Genomic DNA, 24255 nt, shown 5'->3' with positions numbered 1-24255 from the left:
GCGGTCCGGGCTTGTTGCTTATTTCTGGATGAGGTACTCGGCCGAGGCCATGACCAGGAAGACGGCGGCCGCCACGCGGTCGCGCCGGACGTTGTCCGCGCTGGCCGCGGTGACGTTGGTGGCCTTGAGCGCATCGGTGATGAGCTTGACGGTGCCGGCCGAGAGCTGGCCCGCGCACATGAGCAGGTTGATGCGCGCGACGAGCGCGTCCGCGTCGGCGACCAGCGCCAGTTCCTGCGCGTAGCTGGCCTTCAGGTCGAAGCCGTTGTTGGCGGTGCTGGCGTTGTGGGGCAGCTCCGGCGCGTTCACGAAGATGCCGTTGCGGATCACGCCCTGCATGAAGTTGAGGTAGCCGCCCACGCTGCTTTCGTTGACCAGCTGGAACTCGGGCGCCACCGCGCCATTGGCCGCCAGCGCGGTGGACGGCGGGATGTAGCCAGGCCGAAAGAAGTTGAACACCGAGGGCGAGCGCAGCGGGCTTTGCCCCAGCCGCGAGCCCGGATCGCTGAAGTTGCCGATCTTCCAGCTGCCCTGGGCCGACTCCAGCCCGAAGGTGCGGCCCCACTGGACAAACCGCAGCATGGGCTCGCGCAGCTTGCCAAACCCGGGCTGGGCGAGGCCGGCGGGCGCGCGCGCCTCGTCGTCGAGCAGGATGGCGCGGACCACCGCGCGCATGTCGCCGCGCACGCCGGCACCGTTGTTGTTGAAGGCGGCGGTCACGCGCGCCACGTAGGCCGGCGAGGGGTTGCTGGTGACCAGCCGCTGGATGAGCTGCTTGCCGATGAACGGGCCCACGTTGGGGTGGTTGAACAGGGTGTCCAGCGCCGTCTTGAGGGCCGCCGCGCCCGGCGTGCCGGCCGGGATGGTGGTGCCCAGGAAGGAGGCCGCCAGCGTGGAATGGCGCGACTCGGTGAGCGCCATCGGCAGGCGCGCGAAGGTGGTGCCGGGCACGACGCGCGTGGTTCCCGGCACGGTGGTCGGCGTGTTCTGCGACTGGTCGTAGTCGTAGCCGGTGAACACGCGCGCCAGGTTGGTCACGTCGCTTTGCGTGTAGCTGTCGATGGGCTTGCCCGCGCTGTCGCGTTGGGGCGTGCCATCGGGGTTGAGCAGCACCAGGCCGATCGACATGAGCTGCATCACCTCGCGCGCGTAGTTCTCGTCGGGCTGGCGGCCGGTGGCGGCGTTTTCCTTCTGGTTGCCGCGCGTATTGAGGTAGTAGCCCATGGCCGCGTTGAGCGTCACGTCCTGCAGCAGGTTGCGGTAGTTGCCAAACGCGTTGGCCACCAGCTGGTCCCAGTACCACGCGAGGGCATGGCTGCGCCAGCTCAGGTCCAGGCCCGAGAGCGACACCACGCAGATCTCCGACAGCGCGAGCGCCACCCGCTTGCGCACCCCGTCGCTGGACTGCAGGAGCTGGTGCCAGATCATGTAGTCGCCCGGGTAGGTGTTGTCGTAGTAGGCCGTGTCCTTGTTGACGTCGGCGTAGCCGCGCTGGTTCAGCCAGTCCCAGCCGCTCAGCGACGGGGGGGCGCTGAACTGGCTCTCCAGCCAGCTGGCGTAGGTGGTGGAGCGCAGGGCGGCGATGTCCGCGGTGGAGGCGGAGAACTGGGCCTGCAGCAGGAAGCGCGCGGCCTCCGCGTCCGTCAGCGGCGCCGTGTGGGTTGCGCCGGGCAGCGCGGAACCGGCGCCCGGGCTGGCTGTCGTGCCCTCTTCCCCGCCACCTCCGCCACCGCCGCAGGCCGCCAGCGCCGCGGATGCGGCCAGCCCGGCCAGCAGGGGAAGGGGGTTCTTCGTGTCTTGGGAAGAAACGGCGGCCGGCGCGGGGTGGCGCGGGCTGTCTTGTGCCTCGCCCGCAGTCTGCGTTGCGGGAGGCGCCTCGGAGGTGGTGTGCATGGATCGTGGGGGGTGAAGGTGCGCGTTCAAAACCAGCGCATTTCAGGACTTCACCACATGCCGTTGCGGCGTGGAAACACAAGCGTTACCAAACGAAACAGCTTGCTGGGAAGGGGCCGCGCGTAACAGTGGAGCAGTGATGGCAAATTGCAACACTTTGTTGGCCGCTGGCGAGGGGAGCCGCCCTCGCCGCCGCGCCCTGTCCTTCAGCCGCCGTAGTCCTGTGCTGACGCGTGCTGCGTGGCATGGCCTACGGTCCCCGCCGCGAATCATTTCTAGAGTCAATCCCATCGCATCACGCACCTGTTCCACGCATTCCGGGTGGATGGCTGACGCGAAATCTTTTCGAGGATGCACGCCATGAATGAAGACACCGTCAAGGGCAACTGGAAGCAGTTCAAGGGAAAAATGATCGAGCAGTGGGGCAAGCTCACGAATGACGATTTCGACGTCATCGATGGCAAGCGCGAACAGTTCCTGGGCAAGCTGCAGGAACGCCAGGGCATCGCCCGCGACGCGGCCGAGAAGCAGCTCAGCGACTGGCAGGCCCGCCACCCCGATTTCCGCTTCAACGACTGAGGCCACGGCCCCTTCGTTTCCCGGCCCCTCCCTTCCTATTTCTATCCATTACCGATCGAGGAGAAACCCATGAAATTCACCCGCACCCTGATGGCTTCTGTCGCAGCCGGCCTGCTGGCCACTTCCGCCTTCGCGCTGACGGACGCCGAATACAAGGCTGGCAAGGAACGCATTTCCGCCGACTACAAGGCCAGCAAGCAAAAGTGCGATGGCCTGCAAGGCAACGCCAAGGACATCTGTGTGAAGGAGGCCAAGGGCGCCGAGGACGTGGCCAAGGCCGAGCTCGACGCGCAGCACAAGCCCAGCCCCAAGGCCACCCGCAAGGTCGCCGACGCGCGGGCGGATGCGGCCTACGGCGTCGCCAAGGAAAAGTGCGACGACCTCAAGGGCAATGACAAGGACGTGTGCGAGAAGGATGCGAAGGCAGCCCGCGTGAAGGCCAAGGAAGATGCCAAGGTGGCCGAGACCCAGGCCAAGCCCGCGGACAACGCCGCCGAGAAGAACGCGGCGGTGGCCGAGGCCCGCAAGGATGCCAACGCCGAAAAGAACGATGCCGCCTACAAGGCCGCCAAGGAGCGCTGCGACGCGATGTCCGGCGACCTGAAGTCCAAGTGCGTGGATGACATGAAGCGCATGTACGGCAAGAGCTGAGCGCGCAGGGCCCCGGCCCGCGCCCACCCAGGAGCCCCGCCCCGTGCGGGGCTTTTTTCATGGGATGGCCGCGGCCCTGGGGCGGAACCCTGACCTGCATCAATATGCGGGCCGCCGCGAAAAACTAACCTCGCTCCCCTGTCTTTGACCTGGTGCACAAGGGGATTTGCATGGCTCAACTCGAATGGTCCGACGCCCTGGCCCTGGACCTGGCCCTGATGGACGACACCCACCGTGAGTTCGTCGACCTGCTGGCCGCCGTCGATGGCGCGGACGACGCGCGCCTGCTGGCTGCCTGGCAGGCGCTGGTGGAGCACACCGACCACCATTTCGCGCAGGAGGACGCCTGGATGGCCTCCACGCGCTTCGCATCGGGCAACTGCCACAGCATGCAGCACCGGGTGGTGCTGCAGGTGATGCGTGAAGGCACCGCGCGTGCGCAGCAGGGCGACCTCGCGGTGCTGCGCGTGATGGCCAGCGAACTGGCCCTGTGGTTTCCGCAGCATGCGCAGAGCATGGATGCCGCGCTGGCCCTGCACTTGCGCCGCGTGGGATTCGACCCCGTCTCGGGCGTGGTGCACGCCCCCGGGGCGCTGCCGGGCGAGCTGATCCACGGATGCGGCGGTGCGACCTGCTCGGAGGACGCGGGGGCTCCATCGCCCGCCGCCGCCAGCGCACCGCAGGAAGCGGTGGCCTGACCTTTCTCCCGCCTGCCGGTGCGCCAGGCCCGGCCAGCCGCAATGGCCGGGATGGGCAATGCGCTTCTGTTTTGATAGCTGCCAGCGCTTGCCAATCAAGCGATGGCGGCTATTTTCATCAAGAACCCGGCGCCGGGCACTCAGTGCCGCGGGCTGCGCGGTAGCAGCAGGCCCGCCATGCGCCACGACAGGTCGCGCAGCGCCCTGCGCAAGGCGGGGGAGTCGGTGGGGCCGCAGGCCGCATCGGGGGCGCCGCACGGGTGGTAGGCCGCTTCCAGCACGTGCTGCTTGGCACTGAGCAGCGCCGCCCGGTCCTGCGCCCGCAGGGCCGCCGTCAGCTGGTCGCGGTGGCGCTGGACGCGCTCGGCTTCCGCCGGGGTCAGCGTGGGCACGGGTGCGCCGGTGCATGCCGCCGGGTCTGCCAGGTGCTGCGCCCAGGCTGTCGGCGCGGTGTGCGTTCTCATGCGGCCTCCGCGCGGGGTGCGGTGGGGCGGGCGGCGGGCGGGGTGGGGCGGCTTGGCGCGCCGCCTTGCGACAGCCCGTACCAGTTCACCTTGCGCGTGAGCACCATCACGGCCGCCAGCACCAGGAAGAGCGCGATGGCACCGACGACCAGCGCCGTCTGCTCCAGCTGCAGCAGCAGGTACAGCAGGCCATACAGCAGCGCGATGCCGGCCCCCAGGGGAATGCCACGCGCCAGGCTGCCCAGCATGTGGCTGGCGTAGTAGGCCAGCAGCAGCACGCAGGCGGTCGCCGCCACGGCGTAGGAGGCGCCGAACGGCAGGTGCTCCGACAGGCTCACGAGCAGCAGGAAGAAGCTGCACAGCGCGCTGCCCACCAGCAGGTACTGCACGGGGTGCACGCGCAGTTTTTTCATCAGCTCGAACAGGCCCACGGCCACGAAGGTGAGTGCGATGAACAGCACGCCGTACTTGGTGGCGCGGTCGGAGAGGGAGTAGGGGTTCACCGGGTCGACGAAGGCCACGCTGAAGCTGTCCGCGCAGTCGCCCGGCGTGGCGCCGGAGGGCGCGTCGTCGCCGCGGGCGCCGTCGTCCGCGCCCCCCAGGCAGATGCGCTTGCCGTGGGCGACATCGGCCTGCGCCGTGGTGGCCAGCGACGACAGCCGCCATTGCGCCGAGAAGCCGGTCTTCTTGACCTCCCGCTCCGATGGCAGGAAGCGCCCCGCGAACGAGGGGTGCGGCCAGCTGCTGGTCATCACCACCTCGGTGCTGCCCCCCAGGGGCACGATGGCCAGGCGCTCGGTGCCCACCAGTTCCAGGTCCAGCGTGGCGGTCAGGCCATCGGCCTTGCCGCGCACCGATTCGGGCAGCACGGCGTGCAGGCCCCGGCTGTAGGTGGGGTGGAAGGTGCCGGGCTTGAGGGCCAGGGCCTGGTCCGCCAGCGTGAGCTGCGCCGTGCGGATGCCGCGCGCGTCGCCCACGGCCATCATCGCGATGGGCGCGCCGCAGTGCATGCGCGAGTTCTTCATGGTGCTTTGCGGCTCGAGGCTGGCCAGCGACCCCCACTGCGCCGTGACGTGGGCCTTGAGGTTGTAGGTGTTCACCTTGTGCAGGCCGCGCGCGCGCTCCTCCATCGCCGCGCCCGTGCTCAGCTTGAGCTGCTCGGGCATGGCTGTGAGCAGGAACTCGCGGCGCTGCTCCACCATGCGGCGCTCGTCGCCCTTGCCGGTTTCCACGTCCCAGGTCTCCACGCAGGCGCTGTGGATCATGGGGCCCATCAGCGTCTGCGGCCCGGCCAGGCTGTCGGCCACGCTCTGCGCGGTGAGGCTGCGGTAGCGCTGGCGGTCGCGCACCACGTTGTCGATCATGCCCAGGCCAAGGAGCAGCAGCAGGGTGACGGCAGCGAGCGCGGCCAGTTTGGTGAACAGGGGGTGCTTGAACAAGAGGTCCTCCACAAGTGAATGTTGTGGAGGCAGTGTTGTGGGCCGGTGTGAGGGCGCTATGAAGTTTGTGAGGCCAGTGTGAAGTCTGGTGCCGCGCCGCCATGACCTGCCAGGTCATCGACGGCCGCGCCCCTTGCGCCTACAACCACCGCTTCACAACAAAGGGGCTGGCATGCGCCATGTGGTCGCGGTGATTCTGGGGGTGGTGGCGGTGGTCCACGCCCTGCCCGTGGTGGGGGTGCTGGGGGCGGGCAGGCTGGCGCAGCTATACGGCACCCCGGTGCCGGATGCGGGGCTGGAGCTGCTGCTGCGGCACCGGGCCGTCCTGTTCGGGCTGCTGGCCGCCTTCATGGGGTATGCCGCCATGCGCCCCGGACTCCATCGGCTGGCCCTGGTGGCGGGGCTGGTGAGCGTGGTGTCCTTTCTGCTCCTGGCGTGGCTGCAGCGGGGCAGCGGCCTGGGCGCCCCGCTGGCCGTGGTCGTGCGGGTGGACGCGGTGGCGCTGGCCCTGCTGGTGGCGGGGGTGGCCGTGCACCTGCGCCAGCGGAGCTAGGCCGCGGCAAAGTCCAGCGTGGCGCGCAGCCCCGGTGCGGTGTTGCGCACCACCAGCTGCCCCCCGTGCAGCGCCATGACGCGCCGCACGATGGCCAGGCCCAGGCCCGAGCCGCTGCGCTCGCCCCCCGGGCGCGCCGTGGTGAAGAAGCGCTCGCCCAGGCGCGGCAGCGCGTAGTCGGGCACGCCCGGGCCGCTGTCCTGCACGGCCACGCAGCTGCCTTCCAGCTCCACCTGCACGGTGCTGCCCTGCGGGGCAAAGTCGATGGCGTTGTCCAGCAGGTTGGTGAGCGCCAGCGTCACCAGTTCGGCTTCCCAGGGGCCGCTGCTTCCCGTGCCGGCCAGCGCGAGCGTGATGCCGCGCTGAGCCGCGCGCGCGCGGGTCTGGCCGATGGCGGCGCGGGCGCAATCGTGCAGGGCCACGGGCGCACGGCCCTCGGCGTGGTGGCGCTGCTCCAGCTTGGACAGTTCCAGCAGCCGGTCGATGATGCGCTGCAGGCGCTCGCTCTGCTGCACCACCTGGGTGGCGAATTCGGCGCGGTCGGCTGCGGGCAGGTCGTCCTGCAGGAGTTCGCCCGCGCCCCGGATGGCGGCCACGGGGCTCTTGAGCTCGTGCGTGAGGGCGCGCACGTAGCCCTCGATGTAGTCGCGCCCTTCCAGCCGGGCGCGCATGCGGTCCATGGCGCGGGCCAGGTCGCCCAGCTCGCCGGGCACCTGGGGCACGGCCAGGGCCGCCATGGGCGGGGTGTCGGGGTCGCGGTGTTCGCCGTCGGCCGGCCCCTGCACGCTCAGGGCGTAGTCGCGCAGGCGGCGCACGTTCCACACCATCCACAGCGTCACGGCCACGCCCACGGCGGCCGAGAGCGCCAGCAGCAGCAGCCCGCCCATGAACACCTTGCGCTCGGCGCGGTCGATGAAGCGCTGCACGGTGCGCGTGGGCTTGGCCACGGTCAGCACGCCGGCGATCTCATTGTTCACGTAGATGGGGGCCGCCACGTGCATCACGCCGCTGGTGTCGTCGCCCTCCACGTCGCGCGTGGAGCGCGCGCCGTACTCGCCGCGCAGCGTGCGGGCCACGTCGCGCCACCGCGAATAGTCAGCGCCGATGGCGCGGTTTTCGGAGTCGAACAGCACGCGCCCCGTGGTGTCGGTCACGTAGATGCGGTAGTCCAGCGACTGCTTGGAGAAACCCCAGATCGCGGCGTCGATGGGCCGGCTTGCATAGCGGCGCACGTGCTGCGCGAACGGGCTGTGCTGGCCCGTGCCGTCGGACAGCCGGCCGGCCGCCAGGTCCTCGCTGGCCAGCTCGGCCAGGATGTTGGCCGTGTCCACCATCATGTCCTCCATCACCTCGCGCACGCTGGGCTTGATCTCGGCCATGAACACGCGCAGCACGAAGAACGCGGCGATGCCGTTGATGAGGAAAAACGCAAAGAGCAGGCGGATGCCGAGGCGCATGGATCTGTGGGGTCTGCTTCAAGAACAATATCTGTCAGCGCTTGATGGGCAAGCGCCAGTGGCCCATTTGGTTTCAGACGTCAAGGCAGTAGCCCATGCCGCGGTGCGTGCTGATGTACTCGCGCGCCGGGTCCACTTCGCGCAGCTTGGCGCGCAGGGTCTTGATGTGCGTGTCCACCGTGCGGTCGGTGCTGTCGCTGTCGTCGCCCCAGGCGGCGGCCAGCAGCGCGTCGCGCGAGTGGATGCGGCCCGCGCCGCGCAGCAGGCACGACAGGAGGCGGTATTCGCGCCGCGTCAGCGGCAGGGCCTGGCCGTGCAGGCTGATGCGCTGCCCGGCCTCGTCGTCATGGAACAGGCTGGCCGTGGCGGTGGGCGCCGCGGCGAGGCGGGTGCCCGCGCGCCGCAGCAGGGCCTTCACGCGGGCCGCCAGCTCGCGCGGGCTGAAGGGCTTGGCCAGGTAGTCGTCGGCGCCCAGCTCCAGGCCCAGCACGCGGTCGATCTCCTCGCCATGGGCGCTGAGCATGAGCACGGGAACGGCCGCGGTCTGCGGGGCGCCGCGCACATCGCGCAGCAGGTCGAGCCCGCTGCCGTCGGGCAGGCCCACGTCCAGCACCAGGAGGTCAAAGCGGTGCGAGAGCATCTGCTGGCGCGCGTCGTGCACCAGCAGGCTGTGCGTCACGGACAGCCCGTCGCGTTCCAGCGCGTACGCCACGGTGCGGGCGATGGCGGGGTCGTCCTCCAGCAGCAGAAGCCTTGCAGACATGCCTAGTCGCCCCTCGTGCTGCGAGACACCCGCCGCATACGAAACTGGCACGGTCCAGGCCGGGAAGGCCGCCGAAGGCGATTCAGGGGGTGCTCCATCTCAGCGGGAGATGAGGATGGGAAAGAGCTTGCCCAGCCCGTCGGCCATCACTTCCACGGCCAGCGCGGCCAGGATCAGGCCCATCAGCCGGGTCATCACGTTGATGCCGGTCTTGCCCAGCACGCGCGCGATCGGGTCGGCCAGCGCGAAGCACACGGCCGTGGCCAGGGCGATCACCACGCCGTAGCCCACCAGGGCGGCATGCTGCCAGAAGGTCTGCGCGCGGTCGGCGTAGATCACCACGGTGGACATGCTGGCCGGCCCGGTGAGCAGCGGGATGGTCAGGGGCACCACGGCGATGCTGCTGCCCGCGGCGGCCTTCTCGGCGCCTTCCTCGTATTCGTTGGTGCTGGGCTTGGCCTCGGCGGGCTGGGCGTTGAGCATGTTCATCGCGCTGATGAGCAGCAGCATGCCCCCGCCCACCTGGAAGCTCTGCAGCGAGATGTTGAAGAAGTCCAGGATCTGCAGGCCCAGCAGGGCGCAGGCGGCGATCACGCAGAACACGCTGAAGCTCGCCACCTGGATGGTGCGCCGCCGCTGGGGATACGAGAAACCCTGCGTGTAGTGGATGAAAAAGGGAACGATGGCCAGCGGGTTGACGATGGCCAGCAGGGTGATGAGGGGTTTGAGGTCCATCAGGGCGCTCCGGGAGGCAGGGGGCAGGGCGGTGGATCGGGCTGGGCCCGGCAAGGCAGCGCAAGGGCGCCGCCGCCGGGCTGCTGTGCGCGAGTATGCGGTGTTTTTGGCGCGGGTTGGCGCCCGCGCATGCTGCACCGCAGCGCTCTAGCGCCCGCCCGAGACGTCCATCAGCGTGGCGGTGGTGTAGCTGGCGGCGGGCGACATCAGCCACACGATGGCCTCGGCCACCTCCTCGGCCGTGCCGCCGCGCAGCATGGGCACCTGGTGCGAGAGGTCGCGCACGCGGTCGGGCAGGCCGCCGCTGGCGTGGATGTCGGTCTCGATCAGGCCGGGGCGCACGGCGTTCACGCGGATGCCGTCGGCGGCCACCTCGCGCGCCAGCCCCAGGGTCATGGTGTCGATGGCGCCCTTGGCGGCCGCGTAGTCCACGTACTGGCCCGCCGCCCCCAGCCGCGCGGCGGCGCTGGACACGTTGACGATGCTGCCGCCGGCCCCGCCGTGGCGCGTGCCCATGCGCAGCACGGCCTCGCGCGCGCAGACGAAGCTGCCGATCACGTTGATGTCGAACATGCGCTTGAGGCGCGCCACGCCCATCGCCTCCACCCGCGCGGGCACGTCCACCACGCCGGCGTTGTTCACCAGGGCCGAGAGGCGGCCCAGCTGCGCGTCCACCGTGCGGAACATGGCCATCACCTGCGCCTCGTCGGCCACGTCGGCCTGCACCGCCAGGGCGCGGCCGCCCTGGGCGGCGATGGCGGCGACCACGGCCTCGGCGGCGCGCGCGTCGCGGGCGTAGTTGACGGCCACGGCCCAGCCCTGGCGCGCCGCCAGCCGGGCGGTGGCCGCGCCGATGCCGCGCGACCCTCCGGTGATCAGTGCTACTTTGTGGGTGTGGGTCACTGCAAGGACTCCTCTGAAAATGGCCCGCATTTGAACAGAGGTCCGCTCAGCGGCCAGAATGGCGCGTTCAGCGGGCGCCGGGACCGGAGCGTGGGGGAGCTCCGGCACCCGCGCTGGCCGCATGCCCCCGAGTCACACATCAGTCCATCAACGCAGCAAGGAGTCAATGCCATGGGTCAATTCGTCAATCTGACATCAAGCGATGGTCTCGCCGTGCCCGCCTGGGTGGCGCAGCCCGATGCGGCGCCGCGCGGTGCGATTGTGGTGCTGCAGGAAATTTTTGGCGTGAACTCGCACATCCGCGCGGTGGCCGACCGGTTTGCCGCGCGCGGCTACCTGGCCGTCGCACCATCGACGTTTCACCGCGTGCAGCAGGATGTGGACATGGGCTACACCGGCGACGACATGAAGGCCGGCATGGGTCTGAAGGCCGCGGTCGAGGCCTTGCCCGCGCCAGGCGTGATGCCCGACATCCAGGCCGCCATCGACTACGCCGCGCAGCAAAGCGGCCGCAAGGTCGGCATCGTGGGCTTTTGCTGGGGCGGCCTGTTGACCTGGCGCGCGGCCTGCACGCTGAGCGGGCTGTCGGCGGCCGTGCCTTATTACGGCGGCGGCATGACCTCAGCCGACGAAGCAGCGCGCCACCCGCAGGTGCCGGTGCTGGCGCACTTCGGCCAGCGCGACCACTACATCCCGCTCGACACCGTGCAGGCATTTGCCCGCGCCCATCCCGAGGTCGAGGTCCACATCTACGACGCCGACCACGGCTTCAACTGCGACCAGCGCGGCAGCTACGACGAGTCTTCGGCCATGGCCGCGCGCGACCGCACGCTGGCGTTCTTCGACAAACATCTCGCCTGAGGGCCGGCACCATGGCCGCCCCGCTTCAGAGCATGAAGCCTTTTTGGCATCTGGCGCTTGCTGGTAAGGTGCTGATAGCTATCGGTTTGATAGCGTTCGGGATCCAGCCTCATGCGGCCGACTATCCCGGGCCGCTGTTCGACGCCCACCTCCACTACAACGAAGAGGCGTGGGACGGCAAGAACGGCCCGCACCCGCCGGCCGACGTGCTGGGCCGCATGCAGAAAAGCGGCGTGCGGGCCATCGTGGCCAACACCGGCTCGCTCACGCTGGCCGGCCTGCGCGAGACGCGCGAGGCCGGCGTCGCCGTGGTGCCCTTCGTGCGGCTGTACCGCAGCCGCGCCGACTACACCGGCTGGTTCGCCGACGAGAGCATCTACGCCATGGTGCAGGCCGAGCTGGCGCGCGGCACGGCGGCCGGGCCGTACCGGGGCATCGGCGAGTTCCACCTGTACGACAGCGCCAATGCCGACGGCCCGGTGGCCAGGAAGCTCATGGCGCTGGCCGAGGAGCGCGACCTGGTGGTGCTGGCCCATGTGGACGACGTGGCCATCGACAAGCTCATGGCGCACACTCCCACGCAAGGGCGCAAGCTGCGCCTGATCTGGGCGCACACGGGCATCGGCGGCGCGCCGGCCGAGCGGGTGGACGCGCTGCTCGCGCGCTACCCCGGCCTCGTGGGCGAACTCTCGTACCGGCCGGGCCTGGTGTGCGACGACGACCAGCTGTGCCCCGCGTGGCGCGCGCTGCTGCTCAAGCACCCCACGCGTTTTGTCGTGGGCTCCGACACCTGGGTGAACCAGCGCTGGCAGCACTATGAAAACCTCATGCAGGGCTACCGCACCTGGCTGGGCGGCCTGCCCGCCGACGTGGCGCGCAAGGTCGCGTGGGACAACGGCGCCGGCCTGTTCGGCGTGGCGCGGCCCTGATCGATCCCCGCGCGGTCCGCGCATCCTCCTCTTTTTCAGGCCATCGGCTCCCTCCCGCACAACACCATGCTCGAGCTTCACCACGCCCCCAGCAGCGCCGCCATGGTGCCGCACATCCTGCTTGAAGAGCTGGGCACGCCCTACGCGCGCGTGCCCGTGGACATCGGCCAGCGCGCCCACCAGGCGCCCGCCTATCTGCGGCTCAACCCCAACGGGCTGGTGCCCGTGCTCACCGACGGGGACCTGGTGCTCTACGAGACGGCCGCCATCACCCTGCACCTGTGCGACACCCACCCCGCCGCGGCCCTGGCGCCCGCGCTGGGCACGGCACAGCGCGCGCAGTTCTACAAGTGGCTGATGTGGCTCACCAACACGCTGCAGGCGACGCTCATCGTGTACTTCTATCCCCACCGCTGGGTGGACGAGGGCCATGAGGCCGGCATGCTGGAGCTGCAGCGCCACGCGGAGCTGCGCATCGACGGCCTGCTGGCGCAGCTGGACGCCGAGCTGGCCCGCCACGGCGGCCCGTGGTTCCTGGGCGCGGGCTACAGCGCGCTCGACGCCTACGTGTTCACGCTGTGCCGCTGGACCCGCAACTTCCAGCGCACCGCGCCGGCCCGCAGCCGTCCCCACCTGGGGCCGTACCTGCGGCGCATGCTGGAGCGCCCGGCCGTGCAGCGGGTGCTGTTCAACGAGGCGCTGGCCGAACCCTTCGTCTGACGGCGGCGGGCAGGCGCGCTCCCTTACCTGCTCGTGCGCGCCAGATAGCGCTTGCGCCAGAACACCAGCACCAGCGCCACGGCGATGAACGCCATCGAGCCCATCGCCCACCAGAAGCCGTTGGCCTTGTGGATCAGCGGAATGAACTCGAAATTCATGCCGAAGATGCCGGCGATGAGGTTCAGCGGCAGGAACACGGCGGTGAGCGCCGTGAGGGTGCGCATGATGTCGTTGGTGCGGTTGCTCTGCACGGAAAAGTGCATCTGCACGGCGGTCTCCGTGCTCTGCTCCAGCCGCCGCACGTGGTGCACCACGCGCTCGATGTGCTCCAGCACGTCGCGGCTGCGCACCTTGAGCAGGTCCAGCTCGCGCAGGCCGGCGGGGGTGTCGGGCAGGGCCCAGGTTTCGAGGGCGTCGATCCAGTCCTGCACGGCGGTGCGCTGGTCCTCGCAGATTTCATCGAGCTTGTGCAGCGCCAGCCGCGCCTCGAGCAGCGAGCTCCAGTTCACGTAGCGGGCGCGGGGCTTGAGCAGTTCGGTCTGCCAGTGGTCCAGCTGGCGCGTGAGTTCGCGGCGCAGGTCCAGGTAGCCGTCCACCATGAGGTTGACCACGCGCAGCATCAGGTCGGCCGGGCTGGTGGGCCGGCGCGCCCCGGGCACGGGGCTGCTGCGGCCCTCGCTCGCGGGGGCGGGCGTGGCGGCCAGCAGGCGCGCGGCATACGCATCGCGCACGGCGCAGTCCGTGGGGTGCACCGTCAGCAGCAGCTGGTCGAACACCGCGAAGCCCACGGGGCTGGTGTCGATGCGGCGCAGCACCGGCGGACCGGCCCGCCTGAGCGGGGAGGCGGCGTCGCCGGGCTGCCCCGCCTCGGCCTCCGGGCCGCCGCCCTGCGCGGTGGCCAGCCGGCGGAACACGAGCAGGTCGTACTGGGAGGTGTAGTCGTAGTGCGAGGGAAGCTGCGCGTTCAGCAGGTCGGAGACATGCAGGTCCACCAGCTGCAGCCCCACCAGGGCCTGCAGGCTCGCCTGGATCTCGGCCAGCCGCGCCTGGAAGGCCGGGCGCGCGCAGGCGATCCAGACAAAGCCCTGGGCAGGCATCTGCGTGGGCAGCTCGGCCAGCTCCTGCACGCTGCCGCTGTGGATGTGAAAAATGCGCATGCGACCCCGGGTGGCAATAAAAAGTGCTTCTGGCGCCTGTCCATCAAGCGCTGGCAGCTCTTATTTTCGGAGCAAGCGCGCGGCATCGCGCGCAAAGTAGGTCAGCACGCCGTCGGCGCCCGCGCGCTTGAAGGCCAGCAGCGATTCCATCATCACCGCGTCGTGGTCCAGCCAGCCATTGGCGGCGGCGGCCTTGATCATGGCGTACTCGCCGCTCACCTGGTAGGCGAACGTGGGCACCTTGAACTCGTCCTTCACGCGGCGCACGATGTCCAGGTAGGGCATGCCGGGCTTGACCATCACCATGTCGGCGCCCTCGGCGATGTCGATGGCCACCTCGCGCAGGGCCTCGTCGCTGTTGCCGGGGTCCATCTGGTAGACGTTCTTGTCGGCCTTGCCCAAGGCGCCGCGCGTGCCCACCGCGTCGCGGAAGGGGCCGTAGAAGGCGCTGGCGTACTTGGCGCTGTAGGCCATGATGCGGGTGTGGATGTGGCCCTGCACCTCCAGCGCCTCGCGGATGGCGCCGATGCGCCCGTCCATCATGTCGCTGGGCGCGACGATGTCCACGCCCGCCTCGGCGTGCGTGAGCGCCTGGCCGGTGAGGATCTCCACCGTGTCGTCGTTGATGATGTAGCCGGTGTCGTCGAGCACGCCGTCCTGGCCGTGGCTGGTGTACGGGTCCAGCGCCACGTCGGTCATCACGCCCAGGCCGGGGAATTCCTTCTTCAGGGCGCGCACCACGCGGGGGATCAGGCCGTCGGGGTTGAGCGCCTCCTTGCCGTCGGGTGTCTTGAGCGCCGGGTCGATGGCCGGGAACAGCGCCAGCACCGGAATGCCCAGCTGCACGCAGTCCTCGGCCACGGGCAGCAGCAGGTCCAGGCTCAGGCGGTCCACGCCGGGCATGGAGGTCACGGCCTCGCTGCGGCCCTGGCCCTCGTGCACGAACACGGGGTAGATCAGGTCGTGCGGCGTGACGGAGTTCTCACGCACCAGATTGCGGGTGAAGGCATCGCGGCGCAGGCGGCGCGGGCGGTTCTGGGGGAAGGGGGCGGGACTTTGGAGATGCATGTGAAGATTATCCCCCTGAGCCGCTGCGCGGCTTCCCCCACAGGGGGACGCACCCGGTGGACCGGCAAAGCCGGATCCACGGGTGCACTGGCATGGCGGAGCGCCCGTTGCCAAACGCTGGCGCCGCAGCGCCGCGCCCTGGAAATGCCGCTTGTAACACCTCTTGCCCGGTGCTAAATTGGCGCCGGGCGGCTTGCTGCCCCCCGCTTTCCCTCCCTGAGCGGGGCCTTGGATTGCAGCGATGCAAAACAGGCTTTCCCGGCCCGGCGGATTTGCCGGGCTTTTTTTTGGCGTGGCCCCGGCGGCATTGTGCGGGCCCTTAAACTGCCCCCATGCTCTGGGTCAAAGCCTTTCACATCGTCTTCGTGGCCAGCTGGTTTGCCGGCCTTTTCTACCTGCCGCGCATCTTCGTCAATCTGGCGATGGTGGCGCCGGGCTCGGCCGCGGAGCGTGACCGCCTGCTGCTCATGGCCAGGAAGCTGCTGCGCTTCACCACGCTGCTGGCCGTGCCCGCGCTGGCGCTGGGCGCGTGGCTGTGGATGGGCTATGGCATCGGGCGCGGCCCGGGCAACGGCTGGATGCACGCCAAGCTGGCGGTGGTGCTGCTGGTGATCGGCTACCACCACGCCTGCGGTGTGCTGCTGCGCAAGCTGGCCAACGGCACCAGCCGCAGGAGCCATGCGTGGTTCCGCTGGTTCAATGAAGTGCCGGTGGTCCTGCTGCTGGCCGCCGTGGTGCTGGTGGTGGTCAAGCCGTTCTGAAGTGGGCAGCTCCCTGCGGCGCCGCGCGCCTTCTCCCTGGTCCCTTCTACCGGCCCGCTGCGGTGGCCGGGCCCCGCGCGGCGCCCCTGCCCTGTACCGCGCCCGTGCTTGCGGGGCACGGGTGATGCATGGCGCCATGGATGGCTGAGACGGCATGCACAAGACCTCCGCCTGGCCTCTGGCGCTGATCTACACGGCGCTGATCGTCTTCGCCAGCCTGTTCCCGTTCGACGGGTGGCGCGCGCAGGGCATCGATCCCCTGGTGTTCCTGCTGGCGCCGTTGCCGCCGCCGTACTGGACGGGCTTCGACATCGCCACCAATGTCGTGGGCTATGCGCCGCTGGGTTTTCTGCTGGTGCTGGCCATGCTGCGCTCGGGCTGGCGGCGCGGCGCGGTGCTGCTGTCCACGCTGGTGGGCGTGCTGCTGTCGCTGGCCATGGAGTTTCTGCAGATCTACCTGCCCCGGCGCGTGCCCTCCAACCTGGACCTGCTGCTCAACGCGGCGGGGGCGCTGGCGGGGGCGCTGAGTGCCGCGCTGCTGGAGCGCGCGGGCGCCATCGACCGCTGGAGCGACTTCAGGGGGCGCTGGTTCGTCGCCGATGCCAGCGGCGCCATCGTGCTGCTGGCGCTGTGGCCCCTGGCGCTGCTGTTCCCGGCGGCCGTGCCGTTCGGGCTGGGCCAGGTGCTCGAGCGGCTGGAGGCCGCGCTCATCGAGCTGCTGGCCGATACCCCGTTCCTGGAATGGCTTCCGCTGCGCGACGCCGCGTTCGACCCGCTCTCGCCCAGCGGCGAGCTCCTGTGCGTGACGCTGGGCCTGCTGACCCCCTGCCTGCTGGGCTACTGCGTGATCCGCTCCGTGGGCCGGCGCGCGCTGTTTGCCCTGGGGGTCGTGGCCGTGGGCGTCACGCTCACCGCGCTGTCGGCCGCCCTGAGCTGGGGGCCCGTGCATGCCTGGGAGTGGATGGGCCTGCCCACGCGCGTGGGCGTGTGGGGTGCGCTGGCGCTGGCGCTGCTGCTGCTGGCGCTGCCCCGGCGTGCCTGCGCGGCCGTGCTGCTGGTCGCGCTGGTCTGGCACCTTGCGCTGCTCAACCAGGCGCCCACCAGCGCCTACTTCGCGCAGACGCTGCAGATCTGGGAGCAGGGCCGGTTCATCCGTTTTTACGGCCTGGGCCAGTGGCTGGGCTGGCTGTGGCCCTATGCCACGCTGCTGTATGTGCTGTTGCGCGTGTCCCGGCGCGAGTCGCAAACCTAAAATGGGTGGATGAGCGACACCAACCCCTCGCCGGCCGCAGCGCCCGGCTACTACCAGCGCCACATCTTCTTCTGCCTGAACGACCGGACCAACGGCGAAGACAGCTGCGCCCACCACAACGCCCAGGCGGGCTTTGACCGCTGCAAGGCGCAGGTCAAGGCGGCCGGCCTGGCGGGCGCCGGCAAGGTGCGCGTGAACAAGGCGGGCTGCCTGGACCGCTGCGCGGCCGGCCCCGTCGCGGTGGTCTACCCCGAAGGCACCTGGTACACCTATGTCGACGATGCCGACATCGACGAGATCGTCGAGTCGCACCTCAAGAATGGCCAGATCGTGGAACGCCTGGTGCCACCGGCGGAACTCGGGCGCTGAAAGCGCCTCCATCCTGGACTTTGGAATGATTTCAGCCGCTGGCGCACGACTGCCGTGCGCTAACAGCTATTGATTGAGTAGCAATTCGTGAATGCCCAAACCGAACGCCTGAGCTTGTCCGGCGCCGCTGGCGCCATCGAGGCCGTGCGCGATGCCGCCGCGCCAGACGGCGGCGCGCCTCCCCGGGGCGTGGCCATCATCGCGCACCCCCATCCCCTCTTTGGCGGCACCATGGACAACAAGGTGGTGCAGACGCTGGCGCGCGCCTTCGTGCAGTGCGGCTGGACGGCGGTGCGCTTCAACTTCCGGGGCGTGGGCGGCAGCGAAGGCGTGCACGACGAAGGCCGGGGCGAACTACAGGACCTGTTGGCCGTGGTGGAACAGGTGGCGCCCGCGGGCGACGCGGGGCCGCGCATCGCGCTGGCGGGTTTTTCGTTCGGCGCATTCGTCACCAGCCACGCGCTGGCCGCCCTCTGGCCGCAGGGCCGCGTGGACCACGCGGTGCTGGTGGGCACCGCAGCCAGCCGCTTCACCGTCGCCCCGGTGCCCCCCGACGCCCATCTGCAGACCCTGGTCGTGCATGGCGAGCAGGACGACACCGTGCCGCTTTCCGCCGTGATGGACTGGGCGCGGCCCCAGATACTGCCTGTCACAGTCATTCCCGCGGGCGGCCATTTCTTTCACGGACAATTGCCGCTTTTGAAAAATCTGGTGGTGCGCCACCTGCGGTCGGGGGGCTGAAACGCCCCGGCCGCGGCAGGCCACGCCGCCGCGCCTTCCTGTCCCGTCTTTCTTCTTCATTCCCTTTTTTCCTCGAGCCTTTCCAGCCCCCTATTGCCCCATGAAACGAATCCTGTCCGCGCTGCGATCCCTGGCCGTCCTTGCTGCGGTGGCCCCTGCCGCCTTCGGGGCCTTTGCCCAGGCGCCACAACCTCCCGAAATCGCCGCGCGCACATACCTGCTGGTGGATGTCACCGCCAACCAGGTGCTCGCGGCCAAGGACATCGATGCTCCCGTCGAGCAGGCCTCGCTCACCAAGCTCATGACCGGCTACCTGGTGTTTGATGCGTTGCGCGCCAAGAAGATATCCCTGGAGCAGAAGCTGCCCGTGAGCGTGCGCGCCTGGAAGATGCCCGGCTCGCGCATGTTCATCGACCCCAAGATGCAGGTGCCGGTGGAAGACCTCATCAAGGGCATGATCGTGCAGTCGGGCAACGACGCCACCATGGCGCTGGCCGAAGGCGTGGGCGGCACGGCCGAGAACTTCGTCAAGCTCATGAACGACCAGGCCCAGGCACTGGGCATGAAGGGCACGAGCTACAAGAACCCCGAAGGCCTCACCGAACCCGGCCACACCACCACCGCGCGCGACCTTTCCGTGCTGGCCATGCGCCTGATGAAGGACTTCCCGGAGTACATGCACTACTACTCCACCAAGCAGTACAGCTACCCCGGCACCCCCGCGTCGAACGGGAGCAACCGCAATTCGCTGCTGTTCCGCGACCCGACGGTGGACGGGCTCAAGACCGGCCATACCGCTGCCGCGGGCTACTGCCTGGTGGCCACGTCCAAGCGTGAATTCCCCGGCGTGGGCCAGCGCCGCCTGCTGTCCATCGTGCTCGGGGCCGCCAGCGAAAATGCGCGTGCGAATGAAAGCCAGAAGCTGTTGAACTGGGGCTATACCGCGTTCGAGGCCGTCAAGCTGTTCGAGGCCGGCAAGCCCGTGGCCACGCCCGCCGTCTGGAAGGGCACGGAAAACATCCTCAAGATCGGCCGCGAGGAAGCCATCGTCGTGGCGGTGCCCTCGGGCAGCGCAGGCAAGATCACCACGCAGATCGCGCGGCCCGACCCGCTGGTGGCACCGTTCACCAAGGGCCAGTCCGTCGGCCACCTCAAGGTGATGCTGGGCGAGCAGGCCCTGGCCGAGGTGCCCCTCATCGCGCTCGAAGGCGTGGAGCAGTCGGGGATCCTGGGCCGGGCCTGGGATGCGATCCGGCTGTGGATCAAGTAGCAGGACCATCCCCCTGAGGCGCTGCCGCGCCTTCACCCCGTCTCCCGAATGGCTGCGCCATTCGGGAAGGGGCGCGCAGCCAGTGCAGCGGGGCGGCCCTTGCACGGCTGCTCTGGCATGGGCCGCACGCTTTCAAGAGCGGCGGGCAATGCTGGCGTACCGGGATAGGTTTTAAGGGGAACACCCCACGGCACTTGCCCGTTGGGGTCCATGCTGCTACATTAGAAGGCTTTTCGGAATTTCCGAAGGGTTTCACGTTTTCGTTTTTTACGTTTAGGGACGTATTTCATGCCAACCATCAATCAACTAGTCCGTCAGGGGCGCGAGGTCGAAAAGATCAAGTCCAAGAGCCCTGCGATGGAGAACTCCCCCCAGCGCCGTGGCGTGTGCACCCGTGTGTACACCACGACGCCAAAGAAGCCTAACTCCGCTCTGCGGAAGGTCGCCAAGGTTCGCCTGACCAACGGCTTCGAAGTGATTTCCTACATCGGCGGTGAAGGCCACAACCTGCAGGAACACAGCGTGGTGCTGGTTCGCGGCGGTCGTGTCAAGGACTTGCCCGGTGTGCGTTACCACATCGTGCGCGGTTCGCTCGACTTGCAAGGCGTGAAAGACCGCAAGCAATCGCGCTCCAAGTACGGTGCCAAGAAGCCCAAGGCCAAGTAAGCCCTGCGCTTTTGCACAACAGAATTTTCGGTGCTGTCTCCCGCGTGGCGCGGTGATGCAGCGTAGTGACCCCAAACGCAGGTGTTCTGCGCGGGTCGAGTAAGTGGGAGTCCTGATTGGCTCTCGCGGTGTCTGAAAAGATGCCAACTGAAGCAAAGATAGAGGTGAAAAATGCCACGTCGTCGCGAAGTCCCCAAACGTGAAATCCTGCCGGATCCCAAGTTCGGCAATGTAGAGCTGTCCAAATTCATGAACGTGATCATGGAAGGCGGCAAGAAGGCAGTTGCAGAGCGCATCATTTACGGCGCCCTGGAACTGATCGAGAAGAAGCACCCTGACAAGGACCCTCTGGAAGCGTTCACCGTTGCCATCAACAACGTGAAGCCCATGGTCGAAGTGAAGTCCCGCCGCGTGGGCGGTGCCAACTACCAGGTGCCCGTCGAAGTGCGCCCTGTCCGTCGCCTGGCCCTGTCCATGCGCTGGATCAAGGAAGCCGCCCGCAAGCGCGGCGAGAAGTCGATGGCCCAGCGTCTGGCCAACGAGCTGCTCGAAGCCACCGAAGGCCGTGGCGGCGCCATGAAGAAGCGTGACGAAGTGCACCGCATGGCCGAAGCCAACAAGGCATTCAGCCACTTCCGCTTCTAAATCGACGAACTGCCCTCGTCGCCAAGCGCAAGGCTGCCGGCATTCTTGCCTGCAGCCTTGTGGCGATTGAGGCGGTCACAAAATTGACGGGTCGCAGCGCCACAATGCTGGGCCCTTCCCCTGAATAACACGACCCATCCAAGGATCCACCATGGCTCGCAAGACTCCCATCGAGCGCTACCGCAATATCGGTATCTCGGCCCACATTGACGCTGGCAAGACCACGACCACCGAACGTATCCTGTTCTACACGGGCGTGAGCCACAAGATTGGCGAAGTGCACGACGGCGCTGCCACCATGGACTGGATGGAGCAGGAACAAGAGCGCGGCATCACGATCACCTCGGCTGCCACGACCTGCTTCTGGAAGGGCATGGACAACTCCTACGAAGAGCACCGCTTCAACATCATCGACACCCCCGGTCACGTGGACTTCACGATCGAAGTGGAACGTTCGATGCGCGTGCTCGACGGCGCCTGCATGGTGTACTGCGCCGTGGGTGGCGTGCAGCCCCAGTCGGAAACCGTCTGGCGCCAGGCCAACAAGTACAAGGTGCCCCGTCTGGCCTTCGTGAACAAGATGGACCGTACCGGTGCCAACTTCTTCAAGGTCTACGAGCAGATGAAGCTGCGCCTGAAGGCCAACCCCGTGCCCGTGGTGATCCCGATCGGCGCCGAAGACAAGTTCACCGGCGTGGTCGACCTGCTCAAGATGAAGGCCATCCTGTGGGATGAAGCCTCGCAGGGCATGAAGTTCACCTACGAAGAAATTCCAGCCGACCTGGTCGCATCCGCCAAGGAATGGCGCGAGAAGATGGTGGAAGCCGCTGCCGAAGCCTCCGAAGAGCTGATGAACAAGTACCTGGAAGAGGGCGACCTCTCCGAAGCCGAGATCAAGTTCGGCCTGCGTACGCGTACCATCGCCACGGAAATCCACCCGATGCTGTGCGGTACCGCTTTCAAGAACAAGGGTGTGCAGCGCATGCTGGACGCCGTGATCGACTACCTGCCAGCACCGACGGACATTCCTGACGTGACCGGCACGGACGAAGACGAAAAGCCTGTCACCCGCAAGGCGGATGACAACGAGAAGTTCTCGGCCCTGGCATTCAAGCTGATGACCGACCCGTTCGTGGGCCAGCTGACCTTCGTGCGCGTGTACTCCGGCGTTCTGAGCAAGGGCGACACCGTCTACAACCCCATCAAGGGCAAGAAGGAACGTATCGGCCGTATCGTGCAGATGCACGCCAACGAGCGTCAGGAAGTCGAAGAAATCCGCGCCGGCGACATCGCTGCCTGCGTGGGCCTGAAGGACGTGACGACCGGTGAAACGCTGAGCGACATCGACTCCCAGATCATTCTGGAGCGCATGGTGTTCCCTGAGCCTGTGATCACGCAGGCTGTGGAACCCAAGACCAAGGCCGACCAGGAAAAGATGGGCATCGCGCTGCAGCGCCTGGCTGCAGAAGATCCATCCTTCCGCGTGAAGACCGACGAAGAATCGGGCCAGACGCTGATCGCCGGCATGGGCGAACTGCACCTGGAAATCATCGTGGACCGCATGAAGCGTGAATTCGGCGTGGAAGCCAACGTGGGCAAGCCCCAGGTGGCCTACCGCGAAACCATCCGCAAGACGGTGGAAGAAGCCGAAGGCAAGTTCGTGCGCCAGTCCGGCGGCAAGGGCCAGTACGGTCACGTCGTGCTCAAGATCGAACCCAACGAAGCCGGCAAGGGCATCGAGTTCGTCGACGCGATCAAGGGCGGTGTGGTTCCTCGCGAATTCATCCCGGCCGTGGAAAAGGGTATCAACGAAGCCGTCACGCAAGGCGTGCTGGCCGGCTACCCCGTGGTGGACGTCAAGGTCACGCTGCACTTCGGTTCGTACCACGATGTGGACTCGAACGAACTGGCGTTCAAGATGGCTGCCATCTTCGGTTTCAAGGAAGGCTGCCGCAAGGCCAACCCCGTCATCCTGGAACCCATGATGGCCGTGGAAGTGGAAACGCCTGAAGACTACGCCGGCACGGTGATGGGCGATCTGTCCTCCCGCCGTGGCATGGTCCAGGGCATGGACGACATCCCGGGCGGTGGCAAGGCCATCCGCGCCGAAGTGCCGCTGTCGGAAATGTTCGGCTACTCGACCTCGCTGCGTTCCGCGACGCAAGGCCGCGCCACGTACTCGATGGAATTCAAGCACTACAGCGAAGCGCCTCGCAACGTGTCCGAAGCCATCATGGCTGCACGCGCCAAGTAAGCGCGTCGAGTGAAAGGTTTGCCCTGGGCAGCCTTTCCTCTTTTTTTTTGAGTCAAATTGGCTGCTGGCGCTTGTCTATAAAGCGCTAGCAGCTATTAAAACAGTAGCAAAATTCTTGCAATCTGCGACCCGGTGCCGTCCTGTTGCCCTGTGCGGGACGAACCAGCAATCGGGTGCAGACGTTAAACCCCAACACAGGCATTGCTCTTTGGAGATTCAAAATGGCAAAAGGTAAATTCGAACGGACCAAGCCTCACGTCAACGTGGGCACGATCGGCCACGTGGACCATGGCAAGACGACGCTGACGGCGGCCATCGCCACCGTGCTGTCCGCCAAGTTCGGCGGCGAAGCCAAGGCATACGACCAGATCGATGCGGCGCCCGAAGAAAAGGCCCGCGGCATCACGATCAACACCGCGCACGTGGAATACGAAACGGCCAACCGCCACTACGCCCACGTGGACTGCCCCGGCCACGCCGACTATGTGAAGAACATGATCACCGGCGCTGCCCAGATGGACGGCGCCATCCTGGTGTGCTCGGCCGCTGACGGCCCCATGCCCCAGACCCGCGAACACATCCTGCTGGCCCGCCAGGTGGGCGTGCCTTACATCATCGTGTTCCTGAACAAGTGCGACATGGTGGACGACGAAGAACTGCTGGAACTCGTCGAAATGGAAGTGCGCGAACTCCTGGACAAGTACGACTTCCCAGGCGACGACACCCCCATCATCCGTGGCTCCGCCAAGCTCGCCCTGGAAGGCGACAAGGGCAAGCTGGGTGAAGAAGCCATCATGAAGCTGGCCGAAGCGCTGGACACCTACATCCCCACGCCAGAGCGCGCTGTGGACGGTGCCTTCCTGATGCCCGTGGAAGACGTGTTCTCCATCTCCGGCCGCGGCACCGTGGTGACCGGTCGCGTCGAGCGCGGCATCATCAAGGTCGGCGAAGAAATCGAAATCGTCGGTATCCGCGACACGCAAAAGACCATCTGCACCGGCGTGGAAATGTTCCGCAAGCTGCTGGACCAAGGCCAGGCTGGCGACAACGTCGGCCTGCTGCTGCGCGGCACCAAGCGCGAAGACGTGGAGCGCGGCCAAGTGCTGTGCAAGCCCGGCTCGATCAAGCCCCACACCCACTTCACCGCTGAAGTGTATGTGCTGAGCAAGGACGAAGGCGGCCGCCACACCCCGTTCTTCAACAACTACCGCCCACAGTTCTACTTCCGCACGACCGACGTGACCGGCGCCATCGAGCTGCCGGCCGACAAGGAAATGGTCATGCCTGGCGACAACGTGTCGATCACCGTCAAGCTGATCAACCCCATCGCCATGGAAGAAGGCCTGCGCTTCGCCATCCGCGAAGGCGGCCGTACGGTCGGCGCTGGCGTCGTGGCCAAGATCATTGCTTAATTCATAAGCAGAACA

The 24255-nt window shown here is 67.8% G+C and carries 25 protein-coding genes; 16 read left to right on the top strand and 9 right to left on the bottom strand.

What is annotated here, in order from left to right:
• Nucleotides 1-18: 18 nt before the first annotated feature.
• The gene (locus tag AC07PV_RS09005) at nucleotides 19-1893 is read right to left on the bottom strand and encodes a DUF1800 domain-containing protein (protein WP_494630012.1); all 1875 of its coding nucleotides are present in this window, start codon (nucleotides 1891-1893) and stop codon (nucleotides 19-21) included.
• A gap of 360 nt (nucleotides 1894-2253) precedes the next feature.
• Between AC07PV_RS09005 and AC07PV_RS09000 the strand changes: the two genes are divergently transcribed.
• From AC07PV_RS09000 to AC07PV_RS08990, 3 genes are all read left to right on the top strand, one after another.
• Nucleotides 2254-2472, top strand: coding sequence for a CsbD family protein (locus AC07PV_RS09000; protein ID WP_492254403.1), 219 nt, complete (start codon nucleotides 2254-2256; stop codon nucleotides 2470-2472).
• A gap of 69 nt (nucleotides 2473-2541) precedes the next feature.
• Nucleotides 2542-3123 (top strand): hypothetical protein, encoded by a 582-nt coding sequence (locus AC07PV_RS08995; protein ID WP_218296690.1) that lies wholly within the window; start codon nucleotides 2542-2544, stop codon nucleotides 3121-3123.
• 170 nt (nucleotides 3124-3293) lie between these two features.
• The gene (locus AC07PV_RS08990) at nucleotides 3294-3821 is read left to right on the top strand and encodes a hemerythrin domain-containing protein (protein ID WP_494630010.1); all 528 of its coding nucleotides are present in this window, start codon (nucleotides 3294-3296) and stop codon (nucleotides 3819-3821) included.
• A 140-nt stretch (nucleotides 3822-3961) separates the two neighbouring features.
• Here the strand turns inward: AC07PV_RS08990 and AC07PV_RS08985 are convergent, their stop codons facing one another.
• Nucleotides 3962-4285, bottom strand: a complete 324-nt coding sequence (locus tag AC07PV_RS08985; protein WP_255590917.1) for a hypothetical protein — start codon at nucleotides 4283-4285, stop codon at nucleotides 3962-3964.
• Nucleotides 4282-5724: a cell envelope integrity protein CreD gene (creD, locus tag AC07PV_RS08980; RefSeq protein WP_218296692.1), complete on the bottom strand. Its 1443-nt coding sequence runs from the start codon at nucleotides 5722-5724 to the stop codon at nucleotides 4282-4284. The genes AC07PV_RS08985 and creD overlap by 4 nt, the downstream gene beginning before the upstream one ends.
• Nucleotides 5725-5896: 172 nt before the next feature.
• Here creD and AC07PV_RS08975 point away from each other — a divergent pair, with 172 nt between their 5' ends.
• The gene (locus tag AC07PV_RS08975; RefSeq protein WP_218296693.1) at nucleotides 5897-6277 is read left to right on the top strand and encodes a phosphopantetheine adenylyltransferase; all 381 of its coding nucleotides are present in this window, start codon (nucleotides 5897-5899) and stop codon (nucleotides 6275-6277) included.
• Here the strand turns inward: AC07PV_RS08975 and creC are convergent.
• The 4 genes from creC to AC07PV_RS08955 form a co-directional block, all read right to left on the bottom strand.
• Nucleotides 6274-7734, bottom strand: coding sequence for a two-component system sensor histidine kinase CreC (creC, locus tag AC07PV_RS08970; protein ID WP_369641143.1), 1461 nt, complete (start codon nucleotides 7732-7734; stop codon nucleotides 6274-6276). The two genes, AC07PV_RS08975 and creC, sit on opposite strands and share 4 nt — an antisense overlap.
• 73 nt (nucleotides 7735-7807) lie before the next feature.
• Entirely contained in the window at nucleotides 7808-8497 is a 690-nt protein-coding gene (creB, locus tag AC07PV_RS08965) for a two-component system response regulator CreB (protein ID WP_218296695.1), read from the bottom strand.
• 99 nt (nucleotides 8498-8596) lie between these two features.
• Nucleotides 8597-9232: a MarC family protein gene (locus tag AC07PV_RS08960; protein ID WP_218296696.1), complete on the bottom strand. Its 636-nt coding sequence runs from the start codon at nucleotides 9230-9232 to the stop codon at nucleotides 8597-8599.
• 147 nt (nucleotides 9233-9379) lie between these two features.
• Entirely contained in the window at nucleotides 9380-10135 is a 756-nt protein-coding gene (locus AC07PV_RS08955; protein WP_218296697.1) for an SDR family oxidoreductase, read from the bottom strand.
• Between the two features lie 171 nt (nucleotides 10136-10306).
• On the opposite strand from AC07PV_RS08955, the gene AC07PV_RS08950 reads away from it, so the two are divergent.
• The 3 genes from AC07PV_RS08950 to AC07PV_RS08940 all read left to right on the top strand — a co-directional run bounded on the left by AC07PV_RS08950 (nucleotide 10307) and on the right by AC07PV_RS08940 (nucleotide 12645).
• A complete protein-coding gene (locus tag AC07PV_RS08950; RefSeq protein ID WP_494630009.1) occupies nucleotides 10307-10996 on the top strand; it encodes a dienelactone hydrolase family protein in 690 nt (229 codons plus the stop codon).
• Nucleotides 10997-11007: 11 nt separating this feature from the next.
• Nucleotides 11008-11925 carry an amidohydrolase family protein gene (locus tag AC07PV_RS08945; RefSeq protein WP_494630007.1) on the top strand — a complete coding sequence of 306 codons (918 nt, stop codon included), beginning with the start codon at nucleotides 11008-11010 and terminating at the stop codon, nucleotides 11923-11925.
• A 66-nt stretch (nucleotides 11926-11991) separates the two neighbouring features.
• Nucleotides 11992-12645 (top strand): glutathione S-transferase family protein, encoded by a 654-nt coding sequence (locus tag AC07PV_RS08940; protein WP_218296699.1) that lies wholly within the window; start codon nucleotides 11992-11994, stop codon nucleotides 12643-12645.
• Between the two features lie 23 nt (nucleotides 12646-12668).
• Here AC07PV_RS08940 and AC07PV_RS08935 read toward each other — a convergent pair whose 3' ends face one another.
• A complete protein-coding gene (locus tag AC07PV_RS08935) occupies nucleotides 12669-13802 on the bottom strand; it encodes a magnesium transporter CorA family protein (RefSeq protein ID WP_369641145.1) in 1134 nt (377 codons plus the stop codon).
• A gap of 60 nt (nucleotides 13803-13862) precedes the next feature.
• Nucleotides 13863-14870 carry a porphobilinogen synthase gene (gene hemB / locus AC07PV_RS08930; RefSeq protein ID WP_494630006.1) on the bottom strand — a complete coding sequence of 336 codons (1008 nt, stop codon included), beginning with the start codon at nucleotides 14868-14870 and terminating at the stop codon, nucleotides 13863-13865.
• Nucleotides 14871-15202: 332 nt separating this feature from the next.
• Here hemB and AC07PV_RS08925 point away from each other — a divergent pair, with 332 nt between their 5' ends.
• The 9 genes from AC07PV_RS08925 to tuf all read left to right on the top strand — a co-directional run bounded on the left by AC07PV_RS08925 (nucleotide 15203) and on the right by tuf (nucleotide 24240).
• The gene (locus AC07PV_RS08925; protein ID WP_218296702.1) at nucleotides 15203-15631 is read left to right on the top strand and encodes a CopD family protein; all 429 of its coding nucleotides are present in this window, start codon (nucleotides 15203-15205) and stop codon (nucleotides 15629-15631) included.
• Nucleotides 15632-15785: 154 nt separating this feature from the next.
• Nucleotides 15786-16883 carry a VanZ family protein gene (locus tag AC07PV_RS08920; RefSeq protein WP_369641147.1) on the top strand — a complete coding sequence of 366 codons (1098 nt, stop codon included), beginning with the start codon at nucleotides 15786-15788 and terminating at the stop codon, nucleotides 16881-16883.
• A 9-nt stretch (nucleotides 16884-16892) separates the two neighbouring features.
• The gene (locus AC07PV_RS08915; protein WP_218296704.1) at nucleotides 16893-17252 is read left to right on the top strand and encodes a (2Fe-2S) ferredoxin domain-containing protein; all 360 of its coding nucleotides are present in this window, start codon (nucleotides 16893-16895) and stop codon (nucleotides 17250-17252) included.
• A gap of 87 nt (nucleotides 17253-17339) precedes the next feature.
• On the top strand, nucleotides 17340-17993 hold the full coding sequence (locus AC07PV_RS08910) for an alpha/beta hydrolase (RefSeq protein ID WP_218339103.1): 654 nt from the start codon (nucleotides 17340-17342) through the stop codon (nucleotides 17991-17993).
• 100 nt (nucleotides 17994-18093) lie between these two features.
• A complete protein-coding gene (locus AC07PV_RS08905; protein ID WP_494630005.1) occupies nucleotides 18094-19263 on the top strand; it encodes a D-alanyl-D-alanine carboxypeptidase family protein in 1170 nt (389 codons plus the stop codon).
• A 288-nt stretch (nucleotides 19264-19551) separates the two neighbouring features.
• Entirely contained in the window at nucleotides 19552-19929 is a 378-nt protein-coding gene (rpsL, locus tag AC07PV_RS08900; RefSeq protein WP_007851137.1) for a 30S ribosomal protein S12, read from the top strand.
• A 171-nt stretch (nucleotides 19930-20100) separates the two neighbouring features.
• Nucleotides 20101-20574, top strand: coding sequence for a 30S ribosomal protein S7 (gene rpsG / locus AC07PV_RS08895; protein WP_005798541.1), 474 nt, complete (start codon nucleotides 20101-20103; stop codon nucleotides 20572-20574).
• A gap of 151 nt (nucleotides 20575-20725) precedes the next feature.
• Nucleotides 20726-22828, top strand: a complete 2103-nt coding sequence (gene fusA, locus AC07PV_RS08890) for an elongation factor G (RefSeq protein WP_218296707.1) — start codon at nucleotides 20726-20728, stop codon at nucleotides 22826-22828.
• A 221-nt stretch (nucleotides 22829-23049) separates the two neighbouring features.
• Nucleotides 23050-24240, top strand: coding sequence for an elongation factor Tu (tuf, locus tag AC07PV_RS08885; RefSeq protein ID WP_056642984.1), 1191 nt, complete (start codon nucleotides 23050-23052; stop codon nucleotides 24238-24240).
• Nucleotides 24241-24255 lie beyond the last annotated feature (15 nt).

Source organism: Acidovorax sp. GW821-FHT09A11 (assembly GCF_059418365.1).
Note: the sequence above shows the minus strand (reverse complement) of the source record. Positions and strands in the feature narration are given on the sequence as shown.